This is a genomic window from Neisseria sp. Marseille-Q1983, assembly GCF_018224585.1.
Taxonomy (GTDB): Bacteria; Pseudomonadota; Gammaproteobacteria; order Burkholderiales; family Neisseriaceae; genus Neisseria; species Neisseria polysaccharea.
In genome coordinates this window covers 85,720-103,835 of the sequence record NZ_JAGTUI010000001.1, presented here as the reverse complement: position 1 = coordinate 103,835, position 18,116 = coordinate 85,720, and the positions used below count along the sequence as shown (strand labels likewise).

Annotated in this window: 20 protein-coding genes; 10 read left to right on the top strand and 10 right to left on the bottom strand. The window is 47.8% G+C overall.

Annotation, left to right across the window (positions count from 1 at the left end; all coding sequences use genetic code 11):
* Positions 1–56: 56 nt before the first annotated feature.
* The 9 genes from KEM39_RS00490 to metF form a co-directional block, all read right to left on the bottom strand.
* Positions 57–305, bottom strand: a complete 249-nt coding sequence (locus KEM39_RS00490) for a succinate dehydrogenase assembly factor 2 (RefSeq protein ID WP_002213764.1) — start codon at positions 303–305, stop codon at positions 57–59.
* A gap of 3 nt (positions 306–308) precedes the next feature.
* Positions 309–1,016, bottom strand: a complete 708-nt coding sequence (locus KEM39_RS00485) for a succinate dehydrogenase iron-sulfur subunit (protein WP_002241462.1) — start codon at positions 1,014–1,016, stop codon at positions 309–311.
* Positions 1,017–1,135: 119 nt separating this feature from the next.
* Positions 1,136–2,899: a succinate dehydrogenase flavoprotein subunit gene (sdhA, locus tag KEM39_RS00480; protein WP_025457932.1), complete on the bottom strand. Its 1,764-nt coding sequence runs from the start codon at positions 2,897–2,899 to the stop codon at positions 1,136–1,138.
* Positions 2,900–2,901: 2 nt separating this feature from the next.
* A complete protein-coding gene (gene sdhD, locus KEM39_RS00475; protein ID WP_118996923.1) occupies positions 2,902–3,243 on the bottom strand; it encodes a succinate dehydrogenase, hydrophobic membrane anchor protein in 342 nt (113 codons plus the stop codon).
* Positions 3,237–3,614, bottom strand: coding sequence for a succinate dehydrogenase, cytochrome b556 subunit (sdhC, locus tag KEM39_RS00470; RefSeq protein ID WP_014581112.1), 378 nt, complete (start codon positions 3,612–3,614; stop codon positions 3,237–3,239). Before sdhC ends, sdhD begins: the two co-directional genes overlap by 7 nt.
* Before the next feature lie 282 nt (positions 3,615–3,896).
* Entirely contained in the window at positions 3,897–5,300 is a 1,404-nt protein-coding gene (locus KEM39_RS00465) for a dihydrolipoyl dehydrogenase (protein WP_118996924.1), read from the bottom strand.
* Between the two features lie 248 nt (positions 5,301–5,548).
* Positions 5,549–6,286, bottom strand: a complete 738-nt coding sequence (locus KEM39_RS00460; protein WP_002221128.1) for a redoxin family protein — start codon at positions 6,284–6,286, stop codon at positions 5,549–5,551.
* Positions 6,287–6,562: 276 nt separating this feature from the next.
* A complete protein-coding gene (gene metE, locus KEM39_RS00455; protein ID WP_118996925.1) occupies positions 6,563–8,839 on the bottom strand; it encodes a 5-methyltetrahydropteroyltriglutamate--homocysteine S-methyltransferase in 2,277 nt (758 codons plus the stop codon).
* A 135-nt stretch (positions 8,840–8,974) separates the two neighbouring features.
* The gene (metF, locus tag KEM39_RS00450) at positions 8,975–9,853 is read right to left on the bottom strand and encodes a methylenetetrahydrofolate reductase (RefSeq protein ID WP_111727101.1); all 879 of its coding nucleotides are present in this window, start codon (positions 9,851–9,853) and stop codon (positions 8,975–8,977) included.
* A 198-nt stretch (positions 9,854–10,051) separates the two neighbouring features.
* On the opposite strand from metF, the gene KEM39_RS00445 reads away from it, so the two are divergent.
* Positions 10,052–10,327 carry a type B 50S ribosomal protein L31 gene (locus tag KEM39_RS00445; protein ID WP_019271952.1) on the top strand — a complete coding sequence of 92 codons (276 nt, stop codon included), beginning with the start codon at positions 10,052–10,054 and terminating at the stop codon, positions 10,325–10,327.
* Positions 10,327–10,452, top strand: a complete 126-nt coding sequence (gene ykgO / locus KEM39_RS00440; protein WP_002213788.1) for a type B 50S ribosomal protein L36 — start codon at positions 10,327–10,329, stop codon at positions 10,450–10,452. Before KEM39_RS00445 ends, ykgO begins: the two co-directional genes overlap by 1 nt.
* 106 nt (positions 10,453–10,558) lie before the next feature.
* Here ykgO and KEM39_RS00435 read toward each other — a convergent pair whose 3' ends face one another.
* The gene (locus KEM39_RS00435; protein ID WP_211709459.1) at positions 10,559–10,759 is read right to left on the bottom strand and encodes a protein MIGRI; all 201 of its coding nucleotides are present in this window, start codon (positions 10,757–10,759) and stop codon (positions 10,559–10,561) included.
* 146 nt (positions 10,760–10,905) lie between these two features.
* Between KEM39_RS00435 and metX the strand changes: the two genes are divergently transcribed.
* From metX to KEM39_RS00395, 8 genes are all read left to right on the top strand, one after another.
* On the top strand, positions 10,906–12,045 hold the full coding sequence (metX, locus tag KEM39_RS00430; protein ID WP_211709458.1) for a homoserine O-succinyltransferase MetX: 1,140 nt from the start codon (positions 10,906–10,908) through the stop codon (positions 12,043–12,045).
* The gene (gene metW, locus KEM39_RS00425) at positions 12,042–12,623 is read left to right on the top strand and encodes a methionine biosynthesis protein MetW (protein WP_115118814.1); all 582 of its coding nucleotides are present in this window, start codon (positions 12,042–12,044) and stop codon (positions 12,621–12,623) included. The genes metX and metW overlap by 4 nt, the downstream gene beginning before the upstream one ends.
* 578 nt (positions 12,624–13,201) lie before the next feature.
* Entirely contained in the window at positions 13,202–14,410 is a 1,209-nt protein-coding gene (locus KEM39_RS00420) for a replication initiation factor domain-containing protein (RefSeq protein WP_211709457.1), read from the top strand.
* A gap of 20 nt (positions 14,411–14,430) precedes the next feature.
* Positions 14,431–14,742, top strand: a complete 312-nt coding sequence (locus KEM39_RS00415; protein ID WP_002212531.1) for a hypothetical protein — start codon at positions 14,431–14,433, stop codon at positions 14,740–14,742.
* Positions 14,743–14,745: 3 nt separating this feature from the next.
* Positions 14,746–14,946: a hypothetical protein gene (locus KEM39_RS00410; protein WP_002212530.1), complete on the top strand. Its 201-nt coding sequence runs from the start codon at positions 14,746–14,748 to the stop codon at positions 14,944–14,946.
* Positions 14,947–15,184: 238 nt separating this feature from the next.
* Positions 15,185–15,415 (top strand): hypothetical protein, encoded by a 231-nt coding sequence (locus tag KEM39_RS00405; RefSeq protein ID WP_211709456.1) that lies wholly within the window; start codon positions 15,185–15,187, stop codon positions 15,413–15,415.
* A 27-nt stretch (positions 15,416–15,442) separates the two neighbouring features.
* On the top strand, positions 15,443–15,745 hold the full coding sequence (locus tag KEM39_RS00400) for a hypothetical protein (RefSeq protein WP_211709455.1): 303 nt from the start codon (positions 15,443–15,445) through the stop codon (positions 15,743–15,745).
* A gap of 348 nt (positions 15,746–16,093) precedes the next feature.
* Entirely contained in the window at positions 16,094–17,719 is a 1,626-nt protein-coding gene (locus KEM39_RS00395; RefSeq protein WP_211709454.1) for an IgG-binding virulence factor TspB family protein, read from the top strand.
* Positions 17,720–18,116 lie beyond the last annotated feature (397 nt).

Genomic DNA, 18,116 nt, shown 5'->3' with positions numbered 1-18,116 from the left:
TGCCTTCAGACGGCCTTTGCATTTTGAAATCTGCCCGCAGGCAGATTTCAGATGTCTCATGCCCGTCTGATTTTTTCAAGCATCGGGATAAGGTGCCCTTTGTCCGTTTCCGAATGCCCGTTAATCAAGGCAAGCAATTCTTGATCTTGAAATTCAAGGATTTCGGAAAACTCGGACAGCTCTTTATCGCTCAAATGCTCGAATTCTTTTTCCATAAACCTGCCGAAGATTAAATCTAATTCCAACAATCCCCGGCGGGTTTGAAAACGGATTTTCCGTTTGGCAATATCGTCAAAAACCATCATTTCTTAAACGGCTCGTTTCAACATAATCTCTTTAATCTTACCGATGGCTCGGGTCGGATTCAAGTGTTTAGGACATACGTCTACGCAGTTCATAATGGTGTGGCAACGGAACAAACGGTATGGGTCATTCAGATTATCCAAACGCTCATTAGTGATGGTATCACGGCTATCCGCAATGAAACGGTAAGCATTCAGCAAACCGGATGGGCCGACGAATTTATCAGGGTTCCACCAAAATGACGGGCAGGCAGTAGAACAGCAGGCGCACAAAATACATTCGTACAAGCCGTCCAACTCTTTGCGCTCTTCCTGAGTTTGCAGACGCTCTTTGTCCGCATCAATCGGATTGTCGTTAACGACATAAGGTTTGATGGAATGGTATTGTTTGAAGAACTGGGTCATATCCACAATCAGGTCGCGGATAACAGGCAGACCTGGCAGGGGACGGATTTTAACCGGCTGTTTCAAGCCACGCAGATCGGTCAGACACGCCAAGCCGTTTTTGCCGTTAATGTTCATACCGTCAGAACCGCAAATCCCTTCGCGGCAGGAGCGGCGGAAAGACAAGGTATCGTCTTGTGCTTTCAGGCGTACCAAAGCGTCCAAAAGTTTCACGTCGGTCGGCTCCAATTCCAACTCGTAACGCTGCATATAAGGCTTGGCATCAACATCCGGGTTGTAACGGTAAATTTCAAAACTCATTTTTTCCATGAGAAGTGTTCCTTTTCTCATCAACTGCCCAATGATTTTGTATTATAAATTCAAGCAGTTCAATGTGGGTATGGTTAGATTTCAGACGGCCTCTAAGACAGATGCCGTCTGAAAATGCATCAATAAACGCGCTTGGCCGGTTTGATGTATTCCACGCTCAAAGGCTTGGTATGTACCGGTTTGTAAGACAAAGTATTAGTATCTGAATGATACAGGGTATGTTTCATCCAGTTTTCGTCATCGCGCTCAGGATGGTCGTCTGAAGCGTGTGCGCCACGCGATTCTTTACGCGCTTCGGCGGACACCAAAGTCGCTTTCGCTACTTCAATCAGATTATCCAATTCCAAAGCTTCGATACGCGCAGTATTCCACACTTTGCTCTTGTCTTTGATTTCAGTACGTTTCACGCGCTCGGCAATCGCCATGATTTCTTGAACGCCTTTACTCAGAATCTCATCAGTACGGAACACGCCGGCGTGCAGTTGGACGGAGCGTTGCAGCTCGCGACGCAGCGCATCAACGTTTTCGCCATCGGTTTGATTGTCCAAACGTTCGATACGTTGGCGGGTCAGCTCACCCGCATCGGCAGGTAGAGGTTTCCAACCGCTTTGCTCTTTGATGAATTTAATCATGCTGTCGCCGGCAGCTTTACCGAATACCACCAAGTCAAGCAGGGAGTTGGTACCCAAACGGTTCGCACCGTGTACGGAAGCACAAGCGCACTCGCCAGCAGCATACAAACCTTTCACTGGCACTTCATATTCGTCGCCTTGCGGCACAACGACTTCGCCGTGGTAGTTGGTCGGAATACCGCCCATCATGTAGTGGGTAGTCGGCACGACGGGAATCGGGTCTTTAATCGGGTCGATACCGGCAAACTGAATGGAAATCTCGCGGATGCCCGGCAGTTTTTCCATAATTTTTTCGGCACCGATATGGTCGATTTTCAGCAATACATGGTCTTTGTTTTTGCCGCAACCGCGACCTTCGTAGATCTCCATCGCCATCGCACGGGAAACCACGTCGCGTGAAGCCAAGTCTTTTACCGTCGGTGCATAGCGTTCCATAAAACGCTCGCCGTCGGCATTCAACAGAATACCGCCCTCACCGCGCACACCTTCAGTAATCAACACGCCTGCACCGGCTACACCGGTCGGGTGGAATTGCCAGAATTCCATATCTTCCAACGGAATACCCGCACGCGCACAAATACCCAAACCGTCGCCGGTGTTCATATAGGCATTGGTAGAGGACGCATAAATACGGCCGCCTCCGCCGGTAGCAAACATCACAGCTTTAGCGTGGAAAATATAAACCTCGCCGGTTTCCATTTCCATGGCGGTAACACCGACGACATCACCATTCTCATCACGAATCAAATCTTGCGCTGTCCATTCCACAAAGAATTGCGTATTGGCACGGACGTTTTGTTGGTACAACGTATGCAACATCGCATGACCGGTACGGTCGGCAACCGCACATGCACGTTCTACCGCACGTTTACCGTGTTCGGCAGTATGTCCGCCGAAAGGGCGTTGGTAGATTTTGCCACTTTCCACACGGTCAAAAGGCATACCCATGTGTTCCAACTCAATTACGGCTTCAGGCGCTGCGCGACACATAAACTCAATCGCATCTTGGTCGCCCAACCAGTCGGAACCTTTCACGGTATCGTACATGTGCCAGTCCCAACGGTCCTCCTGCACATTACCCAGAGAGGCGGAAATACCGCCCTGCGCCGCTACGGTATGCGAACGGGTCGGGAACACTTTAGACAAAACGGCACAATTCAGACCAGATTTGGATAATTGGAGGGCTGCGCGTAAACCTGCACCACCACCGCCGACAATCACGGCATCAAACTTGCGAACAGGAAAACCCATACTTACCCCCAAATCACTTTAACTGAATACACGAGACAGCCGACCAGCCAAACGATGGTGGCAACCTGCAAAAACAAACGCACGCCGAAGGGTTTGATATAGTCCATCCACAAATCGCGGATACCCACCCAAGCGTGCAAGAATACGGCGATGAAGCTCACTTGGGTGAACACTTTCACCCAAACTTGATCGAAAAATGCCTGCCATGCCGAATATTCTTTAGGCAGAGCAAATAGAACCACTAAAAGTGCAACGGTATAAATCAACATAATAACCGCAGTCGCACGTTGCATCGCCCAATCGCGCAAACCGTAATGGGCACCGGTCAATTTACGTTCTACCATAACAATGCTCCCAAAACGACAGTCAAAACCAATGCAGAAGCAAATACGGCTTTAGCGGTATTACGCGCAGTATTCAACTCAAGGCCTTTGTGTGCATCCAAAAATAAAAAGCGGATACCGGCAAGAGAATGGTGCAGATAAGCCCACAATACACCGATCAAAACCAGCTTGACCAAAGGATGGGAAACAATGGCACGGTAAGTTTCAAATGCAGACTCTTGACTCAGGGTACCGGACAGGAAATACAGCAGGAAAGGCAGCATAATAAACAGCCCGACCCCGCTGATGCGGTGAAGGATGGAAACTATCCCGGGTATCGGCAGACGGATATTCGGCAAATCCAGATAAACAGGACGCGGTTTGACAGACATAGTCAATTCCTCTGTAGTTATATATCGACTCAAAAACCGTAAACCCATTGCTACACTGGGTTACATAAACGTTAATTTACCTGTTTTATCCCATTTTGAACAGTGTATTTTAAAAACAAACTGATAGATTTTGACAAACACGCGTGAAAACAGCAGATTAAAAGAAAGATTTTTAGTTTTGCCCCCTTCCCGACACGGTATCAGCATCCGACCTCCAACCCCATCCCCAAAAATAAAATGCCGTCTGAAAAAATTTCAGACGGCATTGTTTTGCCATATCGGTCAGGCTTTCAATTTCGCATCGGCATCGCGCAACGCGGTACGCAGACCTTCCTCGATAACGGGATGGTAGAACGGCATATCCAGCATTTGCGGAACGGTCATCTTCATTTGATGTGCCCAAGCCAACAGGTGCGCCAAATGTTCGGCGGCAGGGCCTACGATTTCCGCACCGATGAAGCGGCCGGTGGCTTTTTCGGCATACAGGCGCATATGGCCTTTGTTTACCAGCATCACGCGGCTGCGGCCTTGGTTTTTGAACGATACTTCGCCGATGACAAATTCGTCGGCTTGGTATTGCGCGGCAACCTGCGCGTATTTCAAACCGACAAAGCCGATTTGCGGACTGGTGAACACTACGCCGATGGTGCTGCGGCGCAAACCGCCGCCGATATTCGGGTAGCGGCCTGCGTTATCGCCGGCAATCTTGCCTTGGTCGGCGGCTTCATGCAGCAGGGGCAGTTGGTTGGACGCGTCGCCCGCAATAAAGATATGCGGAATACTGGTCTGCATAGTCAGCGGATCGGCAACGGGTACGCCGCGCGCATCTTTTTCGATATTGATATTTTCCAAACCGATATTGTCAACGTTCGGACGGCGGCCTACGGCTGCCAGCATATATTCAGCAACAAATACGCCTTTTTCGCCGTCTTGCTCCCAATGGACTTCTACATTGCCGTCTGCATCGAGTTTGACCTCGGTTTTAGCATCCAAATGCAGTTTCAATTCTTCGCCGAACACGGCTTTCGCCTCGTCTGAAACGACGGGGTCGGAAATGCCGCCGATAATTCCGCCCAAACCGAAAATTTCAACTTTCACGCCCAAACGGTGCAATGCCTGACCCAGTTCCAAACCGATAACACCCGGTCCGAACACGGCAACGCGCTTAGGCAGCGTATCCCATGAAAAAACGTCGTCGTTGATAATCAAACGGTCGCCCAAAGACTGCCACTGCGGCAGGATGACGGGACGCGAACCGGTAGCAATCACGAAACTTTTTGCCGTGATTTGGGTATGGTCGTCGATTTGGACGGTATGCTCGTCGATAAATTTAGCCGAACCCATGATGCGTTTGTCGGCAGGCCATTCTTCCACATCGGCAACGACAAAGCCGACAAAACGGTCGCGCTCGGATTTAACGCGCTGCATCACTTCTTCGCCATTGACGATGATACTGTCTTTGTCCAAATGCACGCCGAACGGGTCGGTATGCAATGCGTGGTGGCGCGCTTCTGCGGCGGCAATCAAGAGTTTGGAAGGCATACAGCCCACGCGCGCGCAGGTCGTGCCGAACACATTGTTTTCAATCAGGTAAACATTATCCGAATGTAAACGGGCATTGCGGAACGCGCCCATACCGGCAGTACCGCCGCCGATTACGACGACATCTGCTTGAATTTTTTTCATAATCTTTGTCCTTCCGTTTTCGTCTGAAACACTGCCGACACGGAATATATCGGCTTCAGACGGCATTTAAATATTTTCCCAATCAAAAACATTATTCAGATAAATAAAAACAAAATTTCGATTGAGTGCAACAATATCCAAATCTTCTTATAAATATAGAGTTATTCGGAGCGGTAGTGTAGAACCGCCCGAATAACTCTATCCGGTATATTAGACAGTTTAATCAAACTGCCTTAAGCAAACAGCTATCAGTTTTTAGCCAAGTAAGCTTCCAAATCTTCGCTGCCGCCGATGTATTTACCGCCAATGAAGACTTGAGGAGCAGTCATCTTGCCGGTAATGGCGCGAACGGAAGTAACGGTTGCATCTTTGCCCAATACGATTTCTTCGTAAGACAAACCTTTGTCTTGCAAAGCTTGTTTGGCTTTAGCGCAGAATTGGCAACCTGGTTTAGTGAAAATTGCCACAGACTCTTGAGCTTTCCAATCAGGAGCAACGAATTTCAGCATAGTATCTGCATCGGATACTTTGAAAGGATCGCCCGGTTCTTCAGGTTCGATGAACATTTTTTCAACCACGCCGTCGTTAACCAGCATGGAGTAACGCCAAGAGCGTTTGCCGAAGCCCAAGTCTTCTTTACCGACCAACATACCCATGCCTTCGGTAAATTCGCCGTTGCCGTCAGGAATCATGTAGATGTTGTCGGATTCTTCTTCGGCCGCCCAAGCGTTCATTACGAAAGTATCGTTTACAGATACGCAGTAGATTGCATCAACGCCGTTTTCTTTGAACGCGCCGAACAATTCATTGTAACGTGGCAGGTGAGAAGAAGAGCAAGTTGGAGTAAATGCGCCGGGCAGGGAGAATACGACTACTTTTTTGCCTTTGAACAAATCATCGGTAGACACATCTTTCCAAGTGTCGCCGACGCGGGTGCGGAATACTACGGAAGGTACTTTTTGACCGGTACGATCTTGCAAAGCCATTTTGAGCTCCTTAATAGATAGGTTTAAGAAATGATTGTGAATCGCTGGGCATTCTACCCCATACAAAATGATTTGTATAATTTATAGTTCAAATAATATTAATTATTCAAAACTATTAATCACCAACCTCGACCAACTTCTTGCAGTATATAAAGCCATGCCTAAAAAAAACAAGTCTTATTTGAGAAAAATTCTTAGAAACTCCCCTACGCTCATTTGAAAACAGAAATGCCGTCTGTAAAGTATTCAGACGGCATCCAATCACGTTATCCCTGCTTATTTAGCCAGTTCGGCACGCAGTTTGTGGGTTACGTTCATCATCACTTGGAGTTGTTCCAGAGTTTCTTTCCAGCCACGGGTTTTCAGGCCGCAGTCAGGATTCACCCACAGACGCTCAACCGGAACAACCTCGATGGCTTTGCGCAACAGGTGCTCAACTTCAGCTTCAGTCGGTACGCGTGGGCTGTGGATGTCGTAAACACCTGGACCGATGTCGTTCGGGTATTTGAATTCGCCGAACGCAGTCAAGAGTTCCATATCGGAACGTGAAGTTTCGATGGTGATGACGTCTGCGTCCATAGCGGCGATGGCAGGCAGGATGTCGTTGAACTCAGAGTAGCACATATGAGTGTGGATTTGGGTGCTGTCTTCGCAACCGGTAGAAGACAGGCGGAAGGATTCGCCCGCCCAGTTCAGGTAGGCATCCCAATCGGCACGTTTCAAAGGCAGACCTTCGCGGATGGCAGGTTCGTCAATTTGGATGACTTTAATGCCGGCTTTTTCCAGATCCAATACTTCGTCGTTCAGAGCCAGTGCGATTTGTTTGCACACGGTAGAGCGAGGAATATCGTTGCGGACAAAAGACCATTGCAGAATGGTTACAGGGCCGGTCAACATGCCTTTCATCGGGCGTTTGGTCAGGCTTTGTGCGTAAGTAGACCAAGCTACGGTCATGGCTTCAGGACGGCTTACGTCACCAAAGATGATAGGTGGTTTAACGCAGCGAGAACCGTAGCTTTGTACCCAGCCGTATTGGGTGAATGCAAAACCGCTCAACAGTTCGCCGAAGTATTCGACCATGTCGTTACGCTCGGCTTCGCCGTGTACCAGTACGTCCAAGTCCAGTTTTTCTTGCTCTTCAACCACCAAGGCGATTTCTTTTTTCATCGCGGCTTCGTAATCGGCGGCAGATAGTTCGCCTTTTTTGAAGGCTGCGCGTGCTTGGCGGATTTCGGTAGTTTGCGGGAAAGAACCGATGTTGGTCGTCGGCAGCAGAGGCAGGTTCAACCATGCTTGTTGCGCTTTGATACGGTCGGCAAATGGAGATTTGCGTTGGTCCGCGTTGGCAGGCAAATCGGCAAGGCGTTTGGCAACGTCTGCACGGTGGATTTCACCGCTGTTGGCACGGGAGTCGGCGGCAGCTTGGCTGGCGGCCAGTTCTTCGGTAACAGAATCACGGCCTTCATTCAATGCGGCTTTCAGAACGCGCAATTCTTGGGTTTTTTGCAGTGTGAATGCCAACCAAGAGTACAGGTCGGGTTTGTTGGCTTTCAGTTTTTCTTCAACTGACAAGTCAAACGGAGTGTGCAGCAGCGAGCAAGAGCTGGAAATCCACAAACGCTCGCCCAGTTTGGCTTGCAGAGGCTCGACAGTTTCCAAAACTTTGTTCAGGTTGGCGCGCCAGATGTTTCGGCCGTCAATCACGCCGGCAGACAGGACTTTGTCGTAGTCGGCAAATGCATCCAGTTGCTCGGGCGCGCGTACCAAGTCGATGTGCAGGCCGTCAACAGGCAGGGCTTTCAGCAATGCGGCGTGTTCGGCAACAGAACCGAAGTAAGTGCCCAACAGGATTTTGGCGTTGACTTTGCTCAAAGTAGCGTAAACGTCTTTGTAGGCTTCTACCCATTCTTTAGGCAGATCGACAGTCAAAGCAGGCTCGTCGATTTGAATCCACTCGGCACCGGCTTCAACCAAAGCAGTCAGGATTTCAACGTAAACAGGCAACAGTTTAGGTAACAGGCTCAGACGGTCGAATTCAACGGCGCCTTTTTCTTTACCAACCCACAGGAAAGTCAACGGACCCACAACGGTCGGTTTGGCTTTCAAGCCGAGGGCTTGGGCTTCTTTCAGTTGTTGGACGTAATGTTTGGCGTTCGCTTTGAATTCGGTATCGGCGTGGAATTCAGGCACCAGGTAGTGGTAGTTGGTGTCGAACCATTTGGTCATTTCGATGGCGAATTGGTCTTTGTTGCCGCGCGCCAGTTGGAAGAATTGTTCCAAAGACAGGTTTTGGCTGTCGAAGCCGAAGCGAGCGGGAATCGCGCCGGTGGCGACTTGCAGGTCGAGAATGTGGTCGTAGAAAGTGAAATCGCCTACGGCAACGTAATCGGCGTTAGCGGCAGCTTCGTGTTTCCAGTTTTTCTCGCGCAAGTCTTTAGCAACAGCCAGCAATTCTTGCTCGCTGATTTCTTTGCGCCAGTATTTTTCTTGTGCGAATTTCAATTCGCGGAAGGCGCCGACACGCGGGAAGCCTGAGAAATGTAATGTTGTCATGTTGAACTCTCCAGTTGGATTTTGTAAGGACCGGTTCAATCCGAATCGGCCGGTATTGTAAATCAGAATGGCTCGGATGGGGCGGCGTTTTGCTTTTCAGACGGCCTCGGATGCCGTCTGAAGCCGTTTTCGGCTTTAAGGGCGCACACCTAAAATATGGCAGATGGCGTAAGTCAGCTCGCTGCGGTTAAGCGTATAGAAGTGGAAATCTTTCACGCCTTCCCGGGACAGGACTTTGACCATATCGATGGCGATACTTGCCGCCACCAGATTGCGCGTGCCTTGGTCGTCGTCCAAACCTTCATACATTTGCGACAGCCAGCTTGGGATTTTGACGTTGGTAACCTGCGCCATTTTACCGAGCTGCTTGAAGTTGGTAACAGGCAGGATGCCGGGAACGATTTCCACATCAATGCCCAACATCACGCAGCGGTCGCGGAAGCGCAGGTAGCGTTCCACATCAAAGAAAAATTGAGTGATGACGTGGTTCGCGCCCGCATCGATTTTGCGTTTCAGATTAATCAGGTCGGCTTGTGCGGATTTCGCTTCGGGATGTACTTCGGGGTATGCTGCTACAGAGATGTCGAAGTCGGCAACGGAGCGTAATAGCTTAACCAAGTCTTCGGCATAAAACGGTTTTTTCTCGTAACCGGCCGGCTCGTCTCCGCGCAGGGCGACAACTCGGCGGATGCCGCTGTCCCAATAATCTTTGGCAATTTGGCGCAATTCGTCGGGAGAAGCGTCGATACCGGTCAGGTGTGGGGCTGCTTCCAAGCCGGTTTCTTGCTTAATGCGTTTGACAATACCGTGTGTACGGTCGCGTTCGCCGGAGTTGGCACCGTAGGTTACGGATACGAACTTGGGATGCAGGGTTTGCAGACGGTGGATAGAGTCCCACAGCATAGTTTCCATTTGCTCGTTTTTCGGCGGAAAAAATTCAAACGAAACGTTGATGTCGCCTTTCAAATCAGAAAGGCTGTTATTTAACGCATTGATTTCTTTTGCGTAATTCATGGCTGCGTACCTTTTATTATCTTTTATATGATATTTCAGGCAACATAATAAAGTTGCGTCAAACATGAGTCAATTTCAAAATTTTCAGATTTATCATGAAAATTTCTAATATATCACAAAACAGTTAAATTTCCTTGTACAACCCTTCTAAATTATGCTAGAATTTGTTATGTTATAACACTCTAAGCAAGGCAATATATGAAACCGAATATTCATCCTGACAATTATCGAACCGTTCTTTTTTTCGACAGCAGCGCCAATGAAGGCTGGCTGATTCGTTCTTGCGCCGAAACACACGGAAAAACGATGGTTTGGACAGACGGCAAAGAATATCCGCTCTTTTCCTTAGATACTTCCTCTTCCTCACATCCCGTCTATACCGGCAAACAGCGTAACGTCAATACTGAAGGCCGTGCCAGCAAATTCAACCAACGTTTCCAATCCGTAATGTCATCGTTTAGAAAGGACAAATAATGCAGGTTCTGTCTTCACTCAAAACCGCCAAACAACGCCACCGCGACTGCCAAATCGTCAGGCGCAGGGGCAAAGTTTACGTCATCTGTAAAAGCAATCCGCGTTTTAAAGCCCGACAACGCTGACCCCCTGCCCTTCCTGCTTCGGTTGTAAAGTCCCTCCTGCCGCAAGCCCCTTTTCAAAAAATGCCGTCTGAAACAGAAAAATACGTTTCAGACGGCATTTTTTCCGTCAATACGAATCCAGAATGTGTTTGAAATACAGCATAAACAGATACCAAAACAGCGTCGCGGCAGCTGCACCGAGCAGTACCCATGCGCTGATTTTGGCGACTTCGCGCAGGGCGCGTTTCTGCCTGCGGCTGAAGAGGCGGTTGATAATCAGCGCGGCAAGTGCGAAAAAGAAAAAAATACGGAAAAGTCTGCCTATCATATCGGGAAGCGGGAAGCCGTCTAAAAAGTATGGTTCGTGTGCGGCGGATGAGGGTCAAACGCGTCAGGCTGCTTGTCCGACCGTGTCAAAAAGTCATGCCGTTTGCGATATAATAACGCTTTTCGCCGCATTTGTTGGAACAGGATATGAGTCAAAATGCCTCGGTGGGCATTGTAACGCCCCAAAAAATTCCGTTTGAGATGCCGCTGGTTTTGGAAAACGGTAAAACTTTGCCGCGTTTCGATCTGATGATTGAAACCTACGGCGAGCTGAATGCCGAAAAAAACAATGCGGTTTTAATCTGCCACGCGCTGTCGGGCAACCATCACGTTGCAGGCAGGTATTCGGCGGAGGATAAATATGCCGGCTGGTGGGACAATATGGTCGGTCCCGGAAAACCGATTGATACGGAACGTTTTTTCGTGGTCGGGCTGAACAATCTGGGCGGTTGCGACGGCAGCAGCGGACCTTTGTCGATTAATCCTGAAACGGGCAGGGAATACGGCGCGGATTTTCCGGTGGTTACAGTGAAGGACTGGGTAAAATCCCAAGCCGCGCTTGCCGACTATCTCGGCATCGGGCAATGGGCGGCGGTTGTCGGCGGCAGCTTGGGCGGTATGCAGGCTTTGCAGTGGACGATTTCCTATCCCGAGCGCGTGCGCCACGCCTTAGTGATTGCGTCCGCGCCGAAACTGTCCACGCAAAATATCGCGTTCAACGATGTGGCGCGTCAGGCGATTTTGACCGATCCCGATTTCAACGAAGGACATTACCGCAGCCGCAACACCGTTCCTGCACGCGGTTTGCGGATTGCCCGTATGATGGGGCACATTACCTATCTTGCCGAAGACGGTTTGGGCAAAAAATTCGGACGCGATTTGCGTTCCGACGGCTATCAATACGGTTATGGCGTTGAATTTGAAGTAGAATCCTATCTCCGCTATCAGGGCGACAAATTCGTCGGGCGGTTTGACGCCAACACCTATTTACTGATGACCAAGGCTTTGGACTATTTCGATCCGGCGGCGGATTTCGGCAACAGCCTGACCCGCGCCGTGCAGGATGTGCAGGCAAAATTCTTTGTCGCCAGCTTCAGCACCGACTGGCGTTTCGCGCCCGAACGTTCGCACGAACTGGTCAAGGCACTGATTGCCGCACAAAAATCCGTGCAGTATATCGAAGTCAAGTCCGCACACGGGCACGATGCCTTTTTAATGGAAGACGAAGCCTATATGCGCGCCGTAGCGGCTTATATGAATAATGTGGATAAGGATTGCCGATCATGAACTTGCGCGATGATTTGCAACTGATTTACGACCGTATACCCGAAGGCAGCCGCGTCTTGGACTTGGGCTGCGGCGACGGCGAACTGCTTGCCGCCTTGGTCGAACACAAAAAATGCAGCGGCTACGGCATCGAAATCGACACCGGCAGCGTGATTGCCGCGATGTCGCGCGGCGTAAATGTTATCCAAGCCGATTTGGAAGAAGGTTTAACCGCATTCAACGATCAAAGTTTTGATGTGATTGTTTTGAGCCAGACCATCCAAGCGATGCAGAATACCGAAAAAATCCTGCGCTGCCTGATGCGCGTCGCCAAACAGGCAATCGTCAGCTTCCCGAATTTCGGCTACTGGCGCAACCGCGTCCAAATCGCACTCGGCGGACATATGCCGGTTTCCGAACGTATGCCCTACCATTGGTACGACACGCCCAATATCCATTGGTGCACGCTCAAAGACTTTGATTTGTTGTGCGCCAAAAACAACATCCGCGTGCTTGAGCGCGCCGTGATGACGGGCAACAGACAGGTCAAACATTTCCCCAACCTTTTGGGCAGCCTTGCATTTTACCGCGTCGGGTAAGACAGGTTGAGAACCTTGTCGGCATTAACAGGTTCTTCGGTTCTATTAACAACAGGCCGTCTGAAAAATGAAACGGTAGGTTTTCAGACGGCCTCTTTAATACTGGAAACAATAGAATGAAAAACAAAACCTTATATATTGCGTCCCATCAAAGGGGCGCATTACTTTTCTTAACATTCCCCTTTGACAGCCAAGTGAAAGGGGCTTTTTTATGTCAGCAGAAAATGTAATATTCTCTTGTTCTTATTGGAGAATTTTCAAAAAATCAGATGATTCTTGTGTTGTGTGTTTTTATCAGTTCAGACATGGAGAACCGCATAAACTCGTTGACCAATTAACTGTTGCAAGGCTTTATCAGGCGTTCGATTATATTGATTTGGTTTGTTCTGATTATCCGGTAATTATCACGACAGACGGTTGTCGTTTTTCTTTTTGATCTTTAAAAATTTGTCAGGGTTTGGCTTTCGGCCGTTGACCGTCGTACGCGCTTTAGCGCGGAAGACGGGAAACGGCTGAAAGCCCCCCCCTGACTAACAGGGGGGGAGCGAAATAAAAAAACCCTAAAGGTACTGAACAAAATGAGTGAAGCAGAATATTTTTCCCATTTCATATCGGACGGAAAGGGAAAGCTTTTAGAAATTCCGCAGCGAAGAGGTAAGCAAGACGGGGTTTTTATTGATTGGTTGTCATTCACACTGCACGAAGATTCCTTGCTGAAAGTTTCCGGATGCCCATTAGTTTCCGATGCCGAATATATGTTTGTTTTAAGCAAAAAATTGGAGGAAATATTAGGGTTTGGAATAACAAGCCGATGCAAATCGAAGGGCAATAAATTTTATGATTCGATGTTTAGGCTGGGGTCGGAAGAAGTTGATTATGGCGAAGTTCATTATGGAGGTCAGCGAAATACGGTTTTAGTCGAATTGAAAGGTGTAGGTTGCAACATTGCAAATCACGGTTGGGAATTGAGGCTTAAGCAGTTTTTGGAAGATTCGTTAAGGCCGAGGATAACGCGGGTAGATTTGGCACTTGATTTTTTTGATGGGGAGTACACGCCGGAACAGGCACTTTTGGATCACGATAACGGTTTTTTTGACAACAGCAACATGAGGCCTAAGTCTGAAATGATTGGAACGGCTTGGCGGAGAGAGGACGGAAGCGGCAAGACTTTTTATGTCGGACGCAAAAAAAATTCCAAGTTTGTCCGCGTTTATGAGAAAGGCAGGCAGCTTGGCGATAAAGAAAGCAAATGGGTAAGGTTCGAAATTCAGTTTAATCACGGAGACATGGAAATACCTTTGGATATTCTGATAAATCAAGGTTCTTATTTTTCAGGCGCTTTCCCGATTTGTCAGAAATTTAAAAATATGCCGTATCCCGAAAGGTTTGATTACCGTAAAAAAGTGGCTAATTTAACCTTTCAGCATAAATTGCGTTATGCAAGAAATGCTGTAGGCAAACTGATTAATTTCATGTCTGATATGGGTTTTGATAGTGATGAAATTGTCAGATATCTGAAGGCAGATTTGGGGTATCCCAAAGGGCTAGAACCTGAAAAATATTCGTTGGCCGGATTGAAGGAATCTTTGAAATTCGGCTTTATACACGAACAACCGGATGTAGATTTAGAAATTGAATTGGAAGAACTCGGAATTATCAAATTTAAGCAATCAGATAAATTCGATCCGGATAGAAGGCTTTTCGATCCACATCACGATGCAGAAAGTGAGAGGCAATATCAGCTTTGTCTCGACAGAATGTATGATCTTCATGCAAATCAAATTTAACTTAAAAAGGAAAAATGAATATGTTTAATCAAACTCAAACTGTAACTTATCCTGCAACTTTTTTGGGAGCCAAAAAATTCAAAGGCGAAATTGATGGCTCTAACATCGACACTTGTTCCGTATTGGTTGCAACACCTTTACCGGCACAGTCGGGAAATGCTGTCGGATTTACGGCAGCTCAAATGAAATTCGGTGACAGTAAGAATTTCTCAAAATTGGAGAATCTCAAATACCCGTGCGAAGTTATGGTAACGGTTGAAATGACTTCGACAGGTAAAGGCATGGTTCCTTCATTAATTGATTTTCAGGTGGCCGAAAAGCCGAAAGGTTGATTTATGAAATTTGAAGAACGTTTCATAGTTCAAGACTTGGAAACGCATGACTTTATTTATCCCGATCCTTTCGGTGATGTGGGGTTTACTCAAAATATTAAATCCGCAGGCCAATTTGAAAGTTACGAAGATGCGTTAAATTCGGGCATAAATGAAATAGGCGGAGGATTCCAAATATTTCAGTTTTTCGTTAAATCGGAATAAAAGTAAAACAGGCTCGGCGGGCGGTCTGTCAACCTTTCATAAAGCCCGCAACAAAGGAAAAACATCATGAAAATGAACCTTGCAACACTAATTATAGGCTGGGTGGTCTGTATGTTTCTTTTTCTTTTCGCCATTCTCTATTTTATCGGCTAAAAACAAGATTCGGGAAAGACTTCGCCCGGATGAAGCAAGTCAAGAAGTCGTCTTACTTTAAACATCAAAAAAAGGAAAAAAAGCGATGAACATCGTTAAAAAATATGCTGTAAAAGCATTGTTGGCAGCCGGTATCTTCACACCGGCTATTGTTATGGCAGATACCTTTGATGCGGCCGCAATTGGTCAGCAAGTTGCAACCGTAATCATGGGTTTCGTGGCAATGGTTTCCGCTGTGGGTATGGCGGCAATTACCGTGATTCTTGCAATCCAAGGCTTCAAAATGGCTTGGAGCATGATTAAATCTGTCAAATAACGGCAGTGAAGAAAGAGGGGCGCGTGAATGGGCTATCGTGTCGGCATAAATTGTTTTGATACAAGATTGCAGGCAGACGACTATTTATTGTCGTCCCTTCCCCCTACCGTTACCCAGGACGGAAAAATCATCAGGCCGGAAAGGGTGGGCGATAAATGGATTTTGAACGGAAATCCGGTCATGTTGTCTTATCCGAAATGTTCCAATTTTGAGCAGATAAAACAGGGTTCTTATGTAGGTTCGACCGTTCTAATTCTGTTTGTAGTCATTTACGGTTTCAGGCTGATAATTAATTTTTTAAAAGACATGGTCAAGGTTGGGACTGATTGATGATTATTGATTTTTGGTTTCTTCTCGGGTTTTTTCTTGCTTTGTCTGTTGCTTTGATATTTATATGACGTGTTTTAAAATTCCTAATTTCTGTAACTGTTACGAAAGTTAGGATTATGTTTATTTCAGAATACCATTTAATTCAGTTTCAAATTGGTTCACATATTTATAGGGACTTACCTCAAGCGTTGATTTATTACAGGGAATTGATGAGAAAAGGTGTTTTTAAAGCTCCTTTTTCTTTTGATATTTTTAGGAATTTCTTCCACAGATATGATAGAGATTTTATAGAAATTCAGTTCTCTGATGCTTCAACTTTGCTAATTAAATTAGATGAAGCTAAATGTTATGTATCGCATCCAAGAACTAAGTTTTTTAAAGATTATCCTATGTTGTAGTCTATTTATATCAGTTAAAGCCTTTGCTGAGGGCCCTGTTGCGCGTTTTGAACGAGTTGAAGTCTATGATGATGGTAGATATTTAGGCATTAGGGGAATTAATAATAGTACCCCCTATCAACATGGTAGAGTTTGGCAGGGCGTTTTTGATAGAAATACAAGTCAGTATGCGACATTCGATGCACAAGATTTGCGTGTTAGACATGTTAATACTGGGGCATTTTCATCTTCTAAAGTTGCAGCAACCGTTAAAACAACTGTCTCCCGCGCCGGAGTCTTGGCAGGCGTTGGCGCATTAGTCCGCCAAGGCGCAAAACTGGGCAAGAGAGCGGTTCCCTATGTCGGAACCGCCCTTTTAGCATATGACATTTACGAAACCTTTAAAGAGGACATTCAGTCTCAAGGTTATCAATACGATCCCGAAACCGACAAATTTTTAAAATACTATCCAGCTCAAAATTGCATTTGGTACAGGGTGGGAAATTATCCCAATGAGCAGCTGGTATATGATTCTTGTTATGGCGTTGACAGCTCAATAATGGCTAAATATTACAGCGGAGATACATCAAATCGGGAAGTTAAGGAATTGATGGAGTCGCGCATGGAGTCATTGGCCCGTCTGTTTTGGGAAAGAGAAAAGAAAAGAAGAGATTCATTTTGGAATAAATTTGTTTTTAGTCATTGTGAATTCAACTGGAACGGCGGAGATTGTTCAGTTCATCAGGGAGATGATTATAGGTCAGGTATTTCATTTTCTTTAAGACTAAATCAAAAATATAAGGAAGAAATGGCCGCACAAAATCTGGAACAGATTTTAGCGGCAAAAGTCGATGCCAATCCCGACAGATACATCAAAGCAACAGGTTTCCCGGGATACAAGCAAGATATCGAAGTCGCACCCGGAACAAAAGTGAATATGGGACCTGTTACGGATAGAAATGGGAACCCCGTTCAAGTTGTCGCAACATTCGGCAGGGACGCTCAAGGCAACAATACGGTGGATGTTCAGGTAACTCCGCGCCCTGACCTAACTCCCGGAAGTGCGGAAGCTCCCAATGTCCGCCCGTTGCCTGATACATCACCGTCAACGAACCCATCAAACAACCCAAACCCAAACGATAACCCCGGCACGCGCCCCAATCCCGAACCTGCACCGGACACAAATCCCGATCCAAACTTGCAGCCCGGCACAAGTCCCGGCACGCCTTTTGTTCCGGGCACATCACCGGCAAACGGCAGGGACGGAAAGGACGGACAAGACGGCGGTCTTCTGTGCCGTTTCTTCCCGAAAATCCTGGCATGCGACCAGCTTCCGGAGCCGTCAGCAGATCCCGATCCGCAGCTCCCGAATGAGACCGTAAACGTTGAGTTTGAGAAATCCGGAATCTTTCAAGATTCCGCACAGTGTCCCGCCCCCGTCACGTTCACGATCACGGTGCTTGATTCAAGCCGACAGTTCGCGTTCAGCTTCGAGAACGCATGCACCATAGCCGAAAGGCTGAGGTACATGCTCCTCGCCCTTGCATGGGCGGTTGCCGCCTTTTTCTGCATTCGCACAGTATCTCGTGAAGTCTAGCAGGCGCAGCACCGTCGGGCTTCAGTAATCTTTGCCAAGGCAGGGGGAGGACGTCCAGAAAGATTTGTAAAGGCGGGTTTTTGCCTTTACGAATCTTTTTGGATACCCCTTGCCGCCCTGCCGAAAAAATACACTGCTGCCGCAGAGCAGGTGGTAAGGCGCGCGCTTTTTGCGCCGTCCCCCTGCTCCCGCGGCGTCGCAAGTGAGACTGGGGGGCGCGGGGGGCTAGTCCCCCGCAAAGCTTTCAGCTTCGGAAACTTGAGCCAAAGCCAGGGCGAACCGCCAGAGCTGGGCGAAGCCAGGGCGCATCACCGGAGAGCTGGGCGAAGCCAGGGCGAACCGCCGGAGAGCTGGGCGAAGCCAGGCGCATCGCCGGAGAGCTGGGCGAAGCCAGGGC

Excerpts from the sequence above, each read along its gene's own strand:
- ykgO (WP_002213788.1), top strand. The coding sequence starts at position 10,327 with ATGCAGGTTCTGTCTTCACTCAAAACCGCCAAACAACGCCACCGCGAC.
- KEM39_RS00395 (WP_211709454.1), top strand. The coding sequence starts at position 16,094 with ATGTATCGCATCCAAGAACTAAGTTTTTTAAAGATTATCCTATGTTGT.
- KEM39_RS00415 (WP_002212531.1), top strand. The coding sequence starts at position 14,431 with ATGTTTAATCAAACTCAAACTGTAACTTATCCTGCAACTTTTTTGGGA.
- KEM39_RS00405 (WP_211709456.1), top strand. The coding sequence starts at position 15,185 with ATGAACATCGTTAAAAAATATGCTGTAAAAGCATTGTTGGCAGCCGGT.
- sdhD (WP_118996923.1), bottom strand. The coding sequence starts at position 3,243 with ATGGTAGAACGTAAATTGACCGGTGCCCATTACGGTTTGCGCGATTGG.
- KEM39_RS00445 (WP_019271952.1), top strand. The coding sequence starts at position 10,052 with ATGAAACCGAATATTCATCCTGACAATTATCGAACCGTTCTTTTTTTC.
- KEM39_RS00435 (WP_211709459.1), bottom strand. The coding sequence starts at position 10,759 with ATGATAGGCAGACTTTTCCGTATTTTTTTCTTTTTCGCACTTGCCGCG.
- sdhC (WP_014581112.1), bottom strand. The coding sequence starts at position 3,614 with ATGTCTGTCAAACCGCGTCCTGTTTATCTGGATTTGCCGAATATCCGT.
- KEM39_RS00460 (WP_002221128.1), bottom strand. The coding sequence starts at position 6,286 with ATGGCTTTGCAAGATCGTACCGGTCAAAAAGTACCTTCCGTAGTATTC.
- metW (WP_115118814.1), top strand. The coding sequence starts at position 12,042 with ATGAACTTGCGCGATGATTTGCAACTGATTTACGACCGTATACCCGAA.
- metX (WP_211709458.1), top strand. The coding sequence starts at position 10,906 with ATGAGTCAAAATGCCTCGGTGGGCATTGTAACGCCCCAAAAAATTCCG.
- KEM39_RS00490 (WP_002213764.1), bottom strand. The coding sequence starts at position 305 with ATGATGGTTTTTGACGATATTGCCAAACGGAAAATCCGTTTTCAAACC.
- KEM39_RS00410 (WP_002212530.1), top strand. The coding sequence starts at position 14,746 with ATGAAATTTGAAGAACGTTTCATAGTTCAAGACTTGGAAACGCATGAC.
- KEM39_RS00420 (WP_211709457.1), top strand. The coding sequence starts at position 13,202 with ATGAGTGAAGCAGAATATTTTTCCCATTTCATATCGGACGGAAAGGGA.
- KEM39_RS00400 (WP_211709455.1), top strand. The coding sequence starts at position 15,443 with ATGGGCTATCGTGTCGGCATAAATTGTTTTGATACAAGATTGCAGGCA.
- metE (WP_118996925.1), bottom strand. The coding sequence starts at position 8,839 with ATGACAACATTACATTTCTCAGGCTTCCCGCGTGTCGGCGCCTTCCGC.
- KEM39_RS00485 (WP_002241462.1), bottom strand. The coding sequence starts at position 1,016 with ATGGAAAAAATGAGTTTTGAAATTTACCGTTACAACCCGGATGTTGAT.
- metF (WP_111727101.1), bottom strand. The coding sequence starts at position 9,853 with ATGAATTACGCAAAAGAAATCAATGCGTTAAATAACAGCCTTTCTGAT.
- sdhA (WP_025457932.1), bottom strand. The coding sequence starts at position 2,899 with ATGGGTTTTCCTGTTCGCAAGTTTGATGCCGTGATTGTCGGCGGTGGT.
- KEM39_RS00465 (WP_118996924.1), bottom strand. The coding sequence starts at position 5,300 with ATGAAAAAAATTCAAGCAGATGTCGTCGTAATCGGCGGCGGTACTGCC.